The organism is Microbacterium sp. 77mftsu3.1 (assembly GCF_900100525.1).
GTDB lineage: Bacteria > Actinomycetota > Actinomycetes > Actinomycetales > Microbacteriaceae > Microbacterium > Microbacterium aquilitoris.
Window position 1 is genome coordinate 696,733 of sequence record NZ_FNCR01000002.1, and the last position, 13,541, is coordinate 710,273.

At 67.9% G+C, this 13,541-nt stretch carries 13 protein-coding genes; 5 read left to right on the top strand and 8 right to left on the bottom strand.

The genetic code is table 11. The annotated features are described in order from the left end of the window. Positions 1-5 precede the first annotated feature (5 nt). From BLR68_RS08300 to BLR68_RS08320, 5 genes are read right to left on the bottom strand one after another with little or no spacing between them, the layout of a single operon-like run. On the bottom strand, positions 6-1,604 hold the full coding sequence (locus BLR68_RS08300; protein ID WP_018187293.1) for an ABC transporter substrate-binding protein: 1,599 nt from the start codon (positions 1,602-1,604) through the stop codon (positions 6-8). 43 nt (positions 1,605-1,647) lie between these two features. After that, positions 1,648-2,403, bottom strand: a complete 756-nt coding sequence (locus tag BLR68_RS08305) for an ABC transporter ATP-binding protein (protein WP_018187292.1) — start codon at positions 2,401-2,403, stop codon at positions 1,648-1,650. After that, positions 2,400-3,368 (bottom strand): ABC transporter ATP-binding protein, encoded by a 969-nt coding sequence (locus BLR68_RS08310; protein ID WP_018187291.1) that lies wholly within the window; start codon positions 3,366-3,368, stop codon positions 2,400-2,402. The genes BLR68_RS08305 and BLR68_RS08310 overlap by 4 nt, the downstream gene beginning before the upstream one ends. Continuing rightward, on the bottom strand, positions 3,365-4,261 hold the full coding sequence (locus BLR68_RS08315) for an ABC transporter permease (protein WP_018187290.1): 897 nt from the start codon (positions 4,259-4,261) through the stop codon (positions 3,365-3,367). Before BLR68_RS08315 ends, BLR68_RS08310 begins: the two co-directional genes overlap by 4 nt. Next, positions 4,258-5,235 carry an ABC transporter permease gene (locus tag BLR68_RS08320; RefSeq protein ID WP_018187289.1) on the bottom strand — a complete coding sequence of 326 codons (978 nt, stop codon included), beginning with the start codon at positions 5,233-5,235 and terminating at the stop codon, positions 4,258-4,260. Before BLR68_RS08320 ends, BLR68_RS08315 begins: the two co-directional genes overlap by 4 nt. A 149-nt stretch (positions 5,236-5,384) precedes the next feature. Between BLR68_RS08320 and BLR68_RS08325 the strand changes: the two genes are divergently transcribed. After that, positions 5,385-5,969: a PadR family transcriptional regulator gene (locus BLR68_RS08325; RefSeq protein ID WP_018187288.1), complete on the top strand. Its 585-nt coding sequence runs from the start codon at positions 5,385-5,387 to the stop codon at positions 5,967-5,969. Positions 5,970-5,999: 30 nt separating this feature from the next. On the opposite strand, the gene BLR68_RS08330 is transcribed toward BLR68_RS08325, so the two are convergent. Continuing rightward, the gene (locus BLR68_RS08330) at positions 6,000-6,665 is read right to left on the bottom strand and encodes a cysteine hydrolase family protein (RefSeq protein ID WP_018187287.1); all 666 of its coding nucleotides are present in this window, start codon (positions 6,663-6,665) and stop codon (positions 6,000-6,002) included. Positions 6,666-6,756: 91 nt separating this feature from the next. Between BLR68_RS08330 and BLR68_RS08335 the strand changes: the two genes are divergently transcribed. Beyond that, on the top strand, positions 6,757-8,241 hold the full coding sequence (locus BLR68_RS08335; protein WP_018187286.1) for an MFS transporter: 1,485 nt from the start codon (positions 6,757-6,759) through the stop codon (positions 8,239-8,241). 14 nt (positions 8,242-8,255) lie between these two features. Here the strand turns inward: BLR68_RS08335 and BLR68_RS08340 are convergent, their stop codons facing one another. Next, positions 8,256-9,719, bottom strand: coding sequence for a glutamate-cysteine ligase family protein (locus tag BLR68_RS08340; protein ID WP_018187285.1), 1,464 nt, complete (start codon positions 9,717-9,719; stop codon positions 8,256-8,258). A 190-nt stretch (positions 9,720-9,909) separates the two neighbouring features. On the opposite strand from BLR68_RS08340, the gene BLR68_RS08345 reads away from it, so the two are divergent. From BLR68_RS08345 to BLR68_RS08355, 3 genes are all read left to right on the top strand, one after another. Then, positions 9,910-10,080 carry a CsbD family protein gene (locus tag BLR68_RS08345; protein ID WP_018187284.1) on the top strand — a complete coding sequence of 57 codons (171 nt, stop codon included), beginning with the start codon at positions 9,910-9,912 and terminating at the stop codon, positions 10,078-10,080. 160 nt (positions 10,081-10,240) lie between these two features. Further along, positions 10,241-11,392, top strand: a complete 1,152-nt coding sequence (locus BLR68_RS08350) for an acyltransferase family protein (protein WP_018187283.1) — start codon at positions 10,241-10,243, stop codon at positions 11,390-11,392. An 80-nt stretch (positions 11,393-11,472) separates the two neighbouring features. After that, positions 11,473-13,281 (top strand): hypothetical protein, encoded by a 1,809-nt coding sequence (locus BLR68_RS08355; protein ID WP_018187282.1) that lies wholly within the window; start codon positions 11,473-11,475, stop codon positions 13,279-13,281. Between the two features lie 21 nt (positions 13,282-13,302). On the opposite strand, the gene BLR68_RS17970 is transcribed toward BLR68_RS08355, so the two are convergent. Continuing rightward, positions 13,303-13,446 (bottom strand): hypothetical protein, encoded by a 144-nt coding sequence (locus BLR68_RS17970; protein ID WP_018187281.1) that lies wholly within the window; start codon positions 13,444-13,446, stop codon positions 13,303-13,305. Positions 13,447-13,541 lie beyond the last annotated feature (95 nt).

Genomic DNA, 13,541 nt, shown 5'->3' on the forward strand with positions numbered 1-13,541 from the left:
GTGCGTCAGTCAGCCATCGAGACCTTCGTGAAGTCGATCCACCAGCTCTTCGGCTGCTCGAAGCCCTGCACGTCAGCCGACATGGCCCGGGGAGCGGTGTCGTTGACGACGAACATCCACGCGGCATCCTCCGTCACGAGGTGGCCGACCTCGGTCAGCAACGCGGCACGCTCGTCGTCATCCACGGTCACCAGCGCCTTGTCGTACGCTGCCTGCGCCTCTTCGTTGCAGTAGCCGAAGAAGTTGCCGTCGCAGCCGAACCAGAAGCCGTTCCAGCTCGACGGCTGCTCGAGGCTGAACGCCTGGTTCGCCGCCTGCCATCCGGTGTTTCCCTCGCCGAGCTTCGCGTACATGCCCGAGAAGTCGACCGGCTCGAGAGTGACGTCGATGCCGACCTCGGCCAGCTGCGCTTGCAGAGCCTCGTTCATCGACCGTGCCTGCATCGCACCCGACCCGGCCGTGATGTAGCCGACGGTCACATCGACACCGTCCGCGTACCCCGCCTCGGCGAGCAACTCACGCGCGCGGTCGGGATCGTACGAGTACATGTTGTCGTCTTCGGTGTAGTAGAGGCTCGCCTCGGCGAACATCTGGTAAGCCGGGGCGGCGGTGCCGTGGAGCAGATCCTCGGCGATGGTCTCGCGGTCGATCGCGTAATTCATGGCCTGACGCACGCGGATGTCGTCGAAGGGCTCCTCGCCCGTCATCAACTGCCACGACCACTCCCAGTCGAACGCATTGCCGGTCGCGACAAAGCCCGCCGACTCGAGGCTCGCCAGATCGTCGGGCAGGGCCGCCTCGATCCAGTCCACGCGTCCCGACCGCAACGCGGCCGTTCGCGCGGACGGGTCGGGGATCAGCTCGACCGTGAGGCGATCGAGCTTCGCGACCTCGCCCCAGTAGTCGTCATTGCGAACGAACGAGATCGACTGGTTCTGCTCGAGCGAGTCGAAGACGAAAGGTCCCGTGCCGACCGGGTTGGTGGCCTGGCCCGCAGCGCCCGACTTGTCGAGCGACGCGGGGCTCGCGAAGTAGACGTTGTACAGGTCGGCGAGGAAGAACGCGAACGGCTCCTTCAGCGTGAACGCCACCGTCATGTCATCGACCTTCTCGACGGTGTCGACGAACGTCAGCACCGTGTAATACGTGATGAGGACGGGGTCGTAGTTCGGGTCGTCCTCGTTCATGTAGCGATCGATGTTGTAGATCAACGCATCCGCGTTCCAGTCGGTGCCGTCGTGGAAGGTGACGCCGTCCTGCAGCGTGAAGGTGTACTGCAGACCGTCGTCGGACACCTCCCAGGACGACGCGAGCGCGGGCGCAACGCCTGCCGGTGCATTCGGGTCCGAAACATCGCGCTTCGTGAGGCCCTCATAGACGAGGTTGCCGATGAGTCGCTGCCCCTCATAGCCGGCGGTCGTGATCGCGCCGGTGTCGAGGCTCGGGAACGACGCCATCTGCGACCCGATGACGAGCTCCTGCTCTCCGTCGGAATCGGATGTCGATCCTGAGCCGCCGGCGCACGCAGCGAGCGCGAGCCCGCCGGCGACCAGGATGCTGACCGTCGCGAGTGCGCGGCGGAATCGTGCGGTGGGATGATGCATGAAACTCCTCAGATGACTCTCGGGTGCGGGGGTGGGACATTCCTCAGGCGTGCACTGCGGCGCGGGCTGCCAGAAGCTCTTGTGTGTACGGATCGGTCGGAGCATCGAGCACTGCTCGGGTCTCACCGCGCTCGACGACACGACCACGGTTCAAGACGAGCAGATCGTCGGCGATGTGCTCGACGACCGCGAGGTCGTGCGTGATGAAGAACATCGCAACGCCCAACTCCCGCTGCAGGTCGGCGAACGTGTTCAGCACCTGCGCCTGCACCGACTTGTCGAGCGCCGACACCGCCTCGTCGCAGATCAGCAACTTCGGGCGGCTCGAGATGGCTCGCGCGATGGCCACACGCTGCGCCTGACCGCCCGACAGCTCGTACGGGTAGGCGTGGGTGTAATCCGACGACAGTGCCACAGTCGCCAACAGGTCCGCCGACCGCGACGCCCACTCGCGTCGGGCGACGCCCTGCGCGCGCAGTTGGAAGGCGAGGTTCTCGCCGACCGTCATCGCGGGGTTCAGGGCGTTGCGGGGATCCTGCGGCACCAGCTGGAAGGACCGCCGAGCGCGGCGAAGGTTCGCCCGACTCATCCCGAATAGGTCATGACCGTCGAGGGTGACGGTGCCGGCATCCGGCTTCATCAGTCTCATGACGATGCGCCCGAGCGTCGACTTACCGCTGCCCGATTCGCCGACCACTCCGAGAGTGCGACCCGGTTCGATGCGGAAGTCGACGCGGTCGACAGCGGTGAAATCGCCGAAATGCTTGGACAGTCCGGTGCCCTCGAGGATGGCGCTCACGCGGCCTGCTCCTCTCCGGCAGCCACCGCATGGCCGGGGACAACTTCGCGCAGCGGGCCCCAATCCCGACGCATCCGCACCTCATCGGGCACCACCGCCAGCGCTCCACGCGCAACGGATGCCGATGGCTCGGCCGCGAGCAGCGCTTGCGTGTATTCGTGGCGCGGCTGCCGCAGCACCTGGGGCGCGAAGCCGAGCTCGACGATGCGACCTCCGAGCATGACGGCGACGCGATCGTGCGGCTGCGACGCGATCAGCCCGGCGATGCCGATGTCATGGGTGATGAACAGGATCGCCGTGTGCAGGCGTTCGCGCAGTTCGCCGAGCAAGCCCACCACGTGGCGGCCCACAGACGCGTCGAGTGCGCTCGAGGGCTCGTCGGCCACGATGAGCTCGGGCCCGCAGCAGATCGCGATCGCGATGGCGATGCGCTGCCGCATCCCACCCGACACCTCGTGCGGGTAGCACCGCAGCACCCGCTGCGGCTCGCGGATCTGCACTTGCTCGAGAAGCTCGACCGCCCGCGCCATGGCGGCGCGGCGCGTCGGCACCTGCCGATGCTGCAAGAGCGTCTCGGCGATCTGCGCGCCGATGCGGCGCATCGGGTCGAGCGACGAGTTCGGGTCCTGCGGGACCATCCCGATGCGGTCGCCGTGCAACCGCCGCAGGTCACGCGGGGACGCGTGCACGAGGTCGATGCCGTCGAAGACCGACTCGCCCGTCACGGTCGCGGTCGGCGCCGACAGGCCGGTGATCGACCGGGCGAACACGGACTTGCCGCTGCCCGATTCGCCGAGGAGAACGGTCACCTGGCTGCGCTCGAGGCCCAGACCCAGGTTGTCGATGACCGTGCGGGTGTCGCGTCCGGGAGATGGGAAGGCGACCGAGATCGCCGTCGCATCGAGAACGAGGGGCACATCCGGGTCGAGGCCCCCGGCGGGGGCGGCGGAGAGCAGATCGCTCACGATTCCTGCCCCTTTCCTGAGATCGCGTCCCGCACGCCGTCACCGACGAGGGGGAACAGCATGGACAGCAGAAGGATCATGACCACGGGGGCGAGCGCCAGGCTCGGGTCGGTGTAGACGGCCGCCTGCATCTCGTAGAGGATCGACCCCAGCTCGGGCTGCGGAGAGGGAACGCCCAATCCGATGAAGCCGAGCCCGCCCGAGATCGCGACGTTCGCCCCGACGAGCGACGTCGAGTAGGCGAGCACCGCGGGCAGCGTCACCGGGATGATCTGGTTGATCAGAATCGCCGGTGCCGTCGCTCCGCTCGAGCGGGCCGCGGTCACGAAATCGAGTTCGCGGATGCGGGAAACCTCGGTCTCGGCGATGCGAGCCACTGGCGCAATCCACACCAACGTCAGGGCCAGCACGAGCGTGCCGAGCCCGACGCCGAGCGAGATCGCCAGCAGGAGCGAGAGAAGCACCCCCGGGAAGGCGAACAACAGGTCGACCGCGCGCATGAGCAGCGTGTTGACCACCCGCCCTGAAAATCCTGCGACCGTGCCGATCGCCAACCCGATCAGCGTCGCGATGACGATCGGGACGACCCCGACGATCAACGACGTCCGGGTGCCGTAGATCAGCCGGCTCAGCATGTCGCGACCCTGCGTGTCGGTGCCGAGCAGGTGGCCTTCGCTCAAGAAGGGGAGAAGCCGGTCCGACAGATTGCCGGTCAGGGGGTCGGCGAGCGGCAGGAGGGGCGCGGCGAGCACGGTGGCGGCGATGACGGCGATGATCGCGACGGCGACCTTGGATCGCGCCGGCATGCGCCGGAGGAGCGAGCGACGCTGGAACCGTGGCGCCGCCGTGGGCGTGGTCGGTCGGACCAGCGGAGCGCCGGTGAGAAGGGTCATGCGCGTCCCTTTCGGATGCGGGGGTCGAGCAGAGCGTTGACGACATCGGCGACGAGCAGCACGACCACGAACACCATCGCGATGATGAGCGCCACAGCCTGCACGAGCGTGTAGTCGCGCAGCGTCACCGACTGCACGATCAACGCGCCGAGGCCGGGGATGCTGAAGATCTGTTCCACGAACAGCGCGCCGCCGAGCATCGTCCCCACCTGGATGCCGAGGACCGTGATCATCGGGGGCAGGGCGTTGTGATGCGCGTGCACGCTCAGCCGCCAGGGCGAGAGGCCGCGGGCCCGGAGTGTGGGAAGAAGATCGGTCGACTGGAGCGTCGCGATGGAGGTCTTGAGGGAGCGCGCCATCTGAGCGCCGGGCGCGAGGGCGAGGGCGAGGGCCGGAAGGAACAGGTGCGCCAGGATGTCGAGGGTGCCCCCGTCGCCCCGCGTCGACACGCCTCCGGCAGGGAAGACCGGCAGGACCACCGCGAAGACGATCAGGAGGACCAAGGCCACCGTGTACTGCGGCGCCGACAAGAAGAACGACTCCGCGGCGTCCGTCGCTCTGCGAATCGGCCGCCATCGCGTGGTCGCCAGGTTGCCCATGACGACGGCGAAGATGATCGCCATGACGCTGGCGAGGCCTCCGAGCATCATCGTGTTCGCGAACGCCGGGCCGATGATGTCGGTGACGGGGCGCCCCTGGCTGTAGGAATAGCCGAGGTTGCCACCGAGCATCTGTCCCAGCCAGAGCGTGAACTGAGAGAAGATCGGTTGGTCGAGCCCCATCACCTCACGGAGCTGATCGCGCTCGGCCGGGCTGCTGTCAGTGCCGAGGATCGTCAATGCGGGATCCCCGGGGATCGCTCGGATCGCGAAGAACACGACGATCGCGATGAACAGCGCCGTGACGACCGTCATGACCGCGCGACCGCTCACCAACCGGAAGAACCGGTTCTGTGTGATGGCTTTGTAGTCCATAATTGGAATTATGCACTGAGGTACTGTTTCGGTACTGTTTCCAGACGGTGACACTTCTCGCCACGTGCCGCGAATGCGGCATCCCGCCGGTCGAAATCGCTGTATTCAGGCGGGAATGAAGACGTCGATCGTCGGAGAAAGGACTCCCCATGGCACTGCGCCACGCGATCCTCGCCGCCCTGTCGCGAGGTAAGCCCCGCACCGGGTACGACCTCAACGCGAGCTTCAATGACGTGAACGACCGGGCCTGGCACGCGAGTCCCTCGCAGGTCTACTCCGAGCTCACCAAGATGGAGGACCGCGGCCTGATCGCTATCAGCGAGCGCAATGAGCGCGGACGGACGAGCTACGTCATCAGTGAGGCCGGGTATGAAGAGCTGCGACGCTGGCTGCTCCACGAGCAGCCCGACCACGGGGTGCGAGATGACGCGACGCTGCGTCTGCTGAACCTGTGGGTCCTCGAACCGACCGAGGCCGCATACCTGCTCGACAGCGAGGTGGCCTTCCAGCGTCAGCGCCAATTCAGCCTCACGCACCTGCTCGACAACTGGGAGCTCGAGCGCGACGATCACGACAGTCCGGTCTGGCGCAACCGTCGGGCGCTGTACACGCTGTGGCTGCGTCAGACGACACTCACGCTGGAGTGGCTCGACGAGTTGCGGGCTGTTCTCGCCGACCCGGCGACGCCCGTTGCCGACCTGATGCCGCACGCCGTCGCTGTCGAGCAGGGCTGATCGCCGAACGGGGCGTGCGGCACCGGTTCGCTACGCCAGGATGGTGCTCATATCGGCAGGCGTGCGCCCATAACCGGGTGTCGTGAATCGGCGATCCCACGCGGCGTCGTCGGCGAGTAGTTCGCGCCACGGGGCGACCTCGATGTAGAGCACGCGCATCGAGTCGAGCGCGTTGACGTGCAGGGCCTCGCCGTCGGTCGACACTGCATCCGCCGGGACGGCGACGTCGAAGTTCTTCATCATCCCCGTCCGGGAGGTCGTCTCGATGCAGACGTTGGTCTGCAGGCCGGCGACGACCAGTCTGTTCACGTCGAGGTTGCGCAGGATCGTGTCGAGGTCCGTGTTGAAGAACGCATCCCAGCGGTGCTTCTCGATCACGATGTCGCCGGGTTGCGGCGCGACGGCGTCGAGGATCTCCGATCCCCAGTCGGCCTCCGCTCCGATCGGCGAGGGCTCGGGCGCGTCGATGAGCAGGCGGCGCATGCTCGGCGTCGTGTCGGCCCCGTCGGCGCGCGAGGTCTGCCGGGTGTAGATCACCGGCATCCCTTTCTCGCGGGCTGCGGCGAGCAGGGCGGCACATTCGGCGACGACCCTGTCGAACTCGAAGATCGGCGGCCATCCCAGCGCGCTCCGGCGCTCCTGCTGCAGGTACATGTTCTGCATATCGATCATGATCAGGGCCGTGCGTTCGCTCATGAGTTACCCAATCTCGTAGTGTGTTTCGGTAGTCCAATACTGTTATATAGTTTTTGAGGTTACGACAGTATTTCCTGACGAGAGGGTCATCGTGGGTCGAGCACGTCCGAAGGTCAGTCCGACGACCGGGGGGCGCTCGCGTTCGCAGTGGAAGATCTTCGTTGTGCTGGTCGGCGCAGCCGCCCTCACGATCCTCGATGTGTCGAAGTTGGGTGTCGCGCTCCCCGCGATCCAGGCCGACATGGGCGGCGATCCCGTGACGGTCCAGCTGATGCTCGTGGGCTACACCCTCGCGTACGCCGCGACTCTGCTGCCCGCCGGGCGCATCGGCGATGTGCTTCCCCGTCGAGCAGTCTTCCTCGTCGGACTCACCGTGTTCACGGCGGCAAGCGTCGTGTGCGCTCTCGCCCCCACCGTCGAGATACTCGTCCTCGCTCGCGTCATCGAAGGAGTCGGGGCTGGCTTGCTCATGCCGCAGGTGCTCGGATTCATCCAGCGCATCTTCCCCGCCGGCGAACGCGCCAAGCCCCTCGCTGCGCTCGCCGCCGTCACCTCCCTCACCTCACTGGCGGCGCCCGTGCTCGCCGGCGTCATCCTCGATGCGTTCGGCGACCGCATCGGCTGGCGGGTCCTGTTCTTCGTCACCGTGATCGCGGGCGCGATCCTCATCCCTGCGGCAGCCATCGTCGTGCGCGAACCACCGGCCGAGCGCCGACGCGGGTTCGACGGCGTCGGGGCGGCGCTGCTCGCGGTCGGCGTCGTGCTTGTCATCGGCCCGCTCAGCGCGACCTCCCAATCGCTCCCGTTCGCCCCGTGGATGCTGATCGTCACGGGCGGGGGAGTGATGCTGATCCTGGTCTTCGTCTTCCACGAGCGGCGGACAGTGCGTCGACGGCGAGAAGCGCTCATCGACCCGACCCTCTTCCGACTTCCGCACTTGTCGGCCGGCGTGCTGATCTCGGGGTGCATGCACGCGGCGGCGACCGCGGGGACACTGATCGTCACCATCGGGCTGCAGCAGATCGGCCGTCTGACGCCGCTCGACACCGCGTTGTGGATGCTGCCCGCGGCCGCGGCGAGCCTGCTCGGCTCATGGTTCGCCAGCCGAATCGACCCGGTGGACGGCAAGGTCGTCGTACTCGGCGGAGCGGCCGGCGCCATCGCGGTCGCCGCGACCGGTGTGGCCTTCGCCGTCGCCGGACCTGAACTGCTGCCGGGTGTCGTCGCAGCGCTTCTGTGCCTGAGTGCGTTCGGCGCGGGGCTGTCGGCCCCCGCCAATCAGGCTCGGACGCTTCTCTACGCTCCCGACCATCGATCGAGCGCCGCCGGGTCGCTCATCCAATTCGCGCAGCGGGTGGGGTCGGCGATCGGAATGGCGATCGCCTTGATCATCTACTACGCGTTCCTCACGGACATCACCTTCGCAGGTCAGCCTGCAGCGGGCCCTGCGCTCGCCTTGGGCGTGGTCAGCGTGTTCCTCGTGGCTGCCGCCGCTCTCGCAGCGGGAGACCGCGCGCGTGCCGCGGTGGCTCAGGTCCCGAAGACGTCGTTCGCCGCCGACCGGGCACGGGTATAGCCCGCCGTACCCGGCTAGTTCCAGGTGTGCACCGGCTCGTTCGTGTGCATCGCCTGCTGGTACTCGAGCAGGGTGGCGCGCAGCGCGTCGAAGCGGTCCATGCCCTCGCGGGCGTGCATCTTGCGGGCGAACCACTCCGCGCCGTTCGTCTTCGACACGCACCGCTGCTCGATGATGCCGAGGTAGCGTTCGCGTTCCTCATCAGAGACACCCCACGCGGCGAGACCCTCGTGTGCGAGGGGCAGCAGGGTGTCCCGCACCAGCTCGGTCGCCGGCACCCGGCCGACGCCCGGCCACGACAGTCGAGCGTCGATGCCCAGGCGCGCGGCCGACTGGAAGTTCTCCCGCGCGGTACCGAACGACATCTGCGACCACACCGGTCGCTCGCTCTCGGCCAGCGCACGCACGAGACCGAAGTAGAAGGCGGCGTTCGCCACGGTGTCGGCCACCGTTGGACCGGCGGCGAGGATGCGGTTCTCCACGCGCAGGTGCGGCACGCCGTCTGCGACGTCGTACACGGGACGGTTCCAGCGGTACACCGTGCCGTTATGCAGCTTCAGCTCAGCCAACGACGGCACCCCGCCCGACTCGAGCACCTCGAGCGGATCCTCATCGTCGATGATCGGCAGCAGCGCCGGAAAGTAGCGCACGTTCTCTTCGAAGAGGTCGAACACCGACGTGATCCACCGCTCGCCGAACCACACCCGCGGCCGCACGCCCTGCGCCTTCAGCTCCTCGCTGCGGGTGTCCGTCGCCTGCTCGAACAGAGCGATGCGCGTCTCGCGCCACAACTCCCGCCCGAGCAGGTACGGCGAGTTCGCCGCCAGCGCGAGCTGCGCGCCGGCGATAGCCTGCGACGCATTCCAATACGCGGCGAACTCCGCGGGCGCCGTCTGCACGTGGAACTGCGTACTCGTGCACGCCGCCTCGGGGACGATCGAATCCGCCGTCGTGTCCAGCTGCTCCTGCCCCGCGATCGAGATGACGATGTCCTCACCACGCGCGTCGAGCACCTGATCGTTCAGCATGCTGTACCGCGGGTCGGCGCTCAGCGCACTGCGACTCAGGTGGCGATCCGCCAGGGTCGGCAGGATGCCGATCATCATCAGATGTGCGCCCTGCTCAGACGCGCGCTCCTCGGCGTCGTTCAGCTGCTGCCGCATCCCGCTCTCGAACGTCGTGAGGCCTCCGCTGCGCAACCGAGCGGGCGGAACGTTGATCTCCACGTTGAACCGGCCGAGCTCGCTCACGAACGCCGGGTCCGGGATCGCGTTCAGCACCTGCTCGTTGCGCATCGCCGGATCACCGACCTCGTCGACGAGGTTCAGTTCGAGCTCGAGACCCGTCATCGGGTCATCCGCCTCGAACTTCGACTCACTCAGCATCCGTTCGAACACGTCGAGGTTTTGACGGATCTTCTCGCGATGACGGGTGCGATCGGCCCCGGTGATCTCCTGCGACTCGACTGTTTCTCCCACCCCGCCACCCTAGGTCGGCACCGGGCGCGCACCCCGGGCGGTTGACAAGCCAGGCATCGTGCCGAAACTCCACGCGACTAACCCATCGCATGCGAAAGCACCACCCCCTCACCTGTCGACCACACCAGACGTAGCCTCGGGGAACCCGGGGCGCACCGATCCCGGGAACGATCGACGGAAGGACCAGATCATGGGACTCGACGACAAGATCAAGAACGCCGCCCAGGACCTCACCGGCAAGGGCAAGGAGGGCGCCGGCAAGGCGACCGACAACGAGAACCTCGAAGCCGAAGGCCACAAGGACCAGGCTTCTGCCAACCTCAAGCAGGCCGGCGAGAACGTCAAGGACGCGTTCAAGTAAGCCATCACACCGAACGCCCGGGCCCCTCGTGGACCCGGGCGTTCGTCGTGTCACCAGGGGGCGCGAAGGGCGTTCACGTACACTTCACTCGACGTTCCCCCGACGTCGACGCCTGCTCTTCTCGTCGTGCACGGCCGTCGACGGACGCCCCAGGAGACCCATGAAACGGCTGACATCGCTCGACGGTCTGCGCGGTCTGGCCGCGCTCATCGTGCTGGTGCACCACATCATGCTGACGTTCCCGCTGTTCGCCGAGCCCTACCTCGAGGGACGAGCGGCGAACGGACTTCCCGAGCTCCTGTCGTACACCCCCCTGCACACTCTGTGGGACGGCCAGGGCGCCGTCGTCATCTTCTTCGTCCTCAGCGGCGTCGTGCTCACCCTTCCCGTGCTCAAGCAGGGCCGCGACTTCTCGTGGGTCGGGTACTACCCGCAGCGCCTGCTGCGCCTCTACCTGCCGGTGTGGGGCGCGATCATCCTCTACCTCGGCTGGGTGCTGATCATCCCGCGCACCACCGCGATGGAGAGCGCCTGGCTGGGCATCACCGACAAAGCCGTCAGCCCCGAAGCCCTGTGGGGCGACGCGACCCTGCTGTTCGGCACCGGCGACCTCGTCAGCCCGCTGTGGTCGCTGCAGTGGGAGATCGCCTTCTCGTTCCTGCTGCCCGTCTTCGTCTTCCTCGGGGTGCGGTTCGCCCGCTACAACTGGATCCTCGCCGTCGCGGCCGTCATCGGGATCGCCGTCTCGAGCAGCCTCGGCAACCGTGCCCTCGTCTACCTGCCCATGTTCCTCATCGGCGTCGTCATCGCCACGTGGCTGCCCACCATCCGGAAGTGGCAGCCCAGCCGAGGCACCCAGGCGCTCCTGCTGCTCAGCGCGCCGATCCTGCTCATCTTCCCGTGGCTCATCCGCCCGTTCGAGACGCTCCGCCCCCTCGTGAAGCCGTTCGACGCGGTGACGACCATCGGAGCCACCATCGCCGTCATCGCCGCGATCGTCGTTCCGATCTTCCGACGCTTCCTCGAAAGCCGCGTCATGCAGTGGTTCGGGCTCATCTCCTTCAGCCTCTACCTCGTCCACGAGCCCGTCGTCATTTCGATGGCCCACCTGTTCGGCGACCAGAACCTGCGCATCGCCGGCCTCGTCAGCGTCGTCATATCGATCTCGCTCTCGTGGGTCTTCTTCAAGGTCGTCGAGATCCCCAGTCACAAGCTCTCGCGCCGAGTCGGCGACTTCGTCCGCTCCCGCACCAAGAAGCGCCCGCAGCCGCACGCCCCGATCGCCCCCGACATCCAAGCGCACCAGGCCTGACCCGCCGCTAGACTGTCGCCGGGCCGTCAGGCCCCTCTGGGGAGAGAAGCATGAAGGCTGGGCGGGTACCCGAGCTCGCTGTGCATCGACGAGTCGGTCTCGGCGTCCACGTGTGGTGGGATGCCGTCACCAGTCGCGCCTTCTTCATGCGCCCCACGCTCTGGATCAGCCTCATCGTCTGCCTCACCGTGATGGCGCCGTTCCAATACATCTCGGCGCCCTCGGGGTACGTCGGGGTCGTGGTCGTGGCGGGGATCGCCTGGGCGCTGCTCGCCGCCGTGCTCATCCCGGTGGCCCTCGTCGAGCGCCACCTGCCGCGCGCGACGCACCGCGGCATCCTCGTCCTCACCGCCGTCGTCCTCATCGCGGCCGCCCGGCCCTTCGTCAACGAGGGCGTGTACGTCCTCGTGTACGGCGGCGTCTTCGACCTGACCGGCATGACGGCGCGGATCGTCTCGAACGTCGCCGTCTGGCTCGCCGGCCTCTCGATCATCGCGATGACGGTCCGATCGATCGAGCTGACGCGCGGCAGTCGCCGGCGTGTCACGGCCGCCATCGCCGCGCTCACCGCCGGCCGCCGCCGGCTCGCGCGGTTCGAATCCGAGAATCGCGAACTGCTCGGCCCCGTCATCTCCGACCTCCGCCATCGTCGCGACGAGATGCTCGCCGGCGACATCGACTTCACGGCCGTCCGCGACTACGCCGACGAGGTCCGTACGGCCAGCCACCGGTTCGAGGAGCGCGCCGGGCTCGATTTGCGAGTCATCCCGACCGACGATGACCACGAGACCGTCCAGCCCCCGCGGTCGGCCCTCACGATGCTGCGACCCGCGCCGTACTTCGTCACCGGCTTCGTGTTCCTGCTCGGTGCGATCCCGTACACGCACCTCGTCGCGGGACCCTGGGTCGCGTTGGCGGCGATCCTCGTCGGCATCCCCGTGACCCTGGGCGCCGACCTCGCCGTCCGGGTGCTCGCCCGGGGGAGGACGAGCGCCCGACGCGGGTGGATCCTCGTCGCGGTCTGGTTCGTGACCGGGATCGTCATGACGGTCGTCGCGCGCCTGCTCATCGGCACCAACGAGCCCACCCTGCTCGTCCCTGTCGCGTCGCTGCCCCTCGTTGCGTTGGCGCTCGCCGCGTGCACCGACGCGATCGCGCGAGCCGCCGACACCGCGCACCGCCTCGAAGCGGTGCTCGCGATGGTCGCCCGCACCCTCACCGCCAAGACCGCGTCGGCTCGCCGGCCCCTGCGGAACGCCGCGCACGTCCTCCACGGCCGCATCCAGGGCCGCTGCGTCCTGCTGGCCGCCGCCGCCGACGAAGACGAGGCGACGCCCGAGGTCGTGCAATCGTTCCGTCGAGAGACGGATGCCGCCTTCGACTCCGTCCTCGCCTTCGTCGCCGAAGTCGACTCCGCCGCCCTCGAAGGTTCGGTCCAGAGCGCCCACGAAGACCTGTTCGAGCTCGTGGCGACCTGGCGGTCGGTCCTCGACGTCTCGAGCGAGATCTCGCCCGCCGCCGCGGCCGCGCTCGACGACCCGGCGCTGTCGCGTCGCGTCGCGACCATCGTCAACGAAGGCTTCGTCAACGCGATCAAGCACTCCACCGCCAAGAAGGTGTGGGTAGAGATCGACGTCGACGGCGACACGCTCATCGTCCGCACGTGGTCGACGGGGGTGCTCGACCGCACGCCCGCCGTCGGACCCGAGCTGCGCGGCATCAGCGTGCTCGGTGTCGGCGCGCGCATCTACCAGCGTGGCGACGCCGTCGTCCTCGAAGTGCCCGTGCCGCTCCGCCCCGAGCGCGAGGCCAGCCCCGCGCCGATCATCGCGCTGCCCCGCCGCGCGTGGTGGGCGCGTCGCGCCCCGCGCGCGTCGCGCGTCGGCTGACGTGTCGCGCGCCGGCTGGCGTCAGTACTCGAGCAGCGCGGTGATGACGAGGATGATCGCCCCCAGGGCGACCACGATGAGAGCGGCATACGCCCACCACCGCAGCCCGGGAGGTTTCGGGGCGGAGCGCTGACGTGAACGGCGGTGCGACGAACGACCCGACATCGGTTTCCTCCCCAGGGCGACAGCGCGAGGGCGCTCAGGCCTTCCGTTCGGCGCCGTTGACGAGGACCTGCGGCCCACCGTAGTGGATGCGTGTA

Excerpts from the sequence above, each read along its gene's own strand:
- BLR68_RS08320 (WP_018187289.1), bottom strand. The coding sequence starts at position 5,235 with ATGGACTACAAAGCCATCACACAGAACCGGTTCTTCCGGTTGGTGAGC.
- BLR68_RS17970 (WP_018187281.1), bottom strand. The coding sequence starts at position 13,446 with ATGTCGGGTCGTTCGTCGCACCGCCGTTCACGTCAGCGCTCCGCCCCG.
- BLR68_RS08315 (WP_018187290.1), bottom strand. The coding sequence starts at position 4,261 with ATGACCCTTCTCACCGGCGCTCCGCTGGTCCGACCGACCACGCCCACG.
- BLR68_RS08300 (WP_018187293.1), bottom strand. The coding sequence starts at position 1,604 with ATGCATCATCCCACCGCACGATTCCGCCGCGCACTCGCGACGGTCAGC.
- BLR68_RS08325 (WP_018187288.1), top strand. The coding sequence starts at position 5,385 with ATGGCACTGCGCCACGCGATCCTCGCCGCCCTGTCGCGAGGTAAGCCC.
- BLR68_RS08345 (WP_018187284.1), top strand. The coding sequence starts at position 9,910 with ATGGGACTCGACGACAAGATCAAGAACGCCGCCCAGGACCTCACCGGC.
- BLR68_RS08330 (WP_018187287.1), bottom strand. The coding sequence starts at position 6,665 with ATGAGCGAACGCACGGCCCTGATCATGATCGATATGCAGAACATGTAC.
- BLR68_RS08350 (WP_018187283.1), top strand. The coding sequence starts at position 10,241 with ATGAAACGGCTGACATCGCTCGACGGTCTGCGCGGTCTGGCCGCGCTC.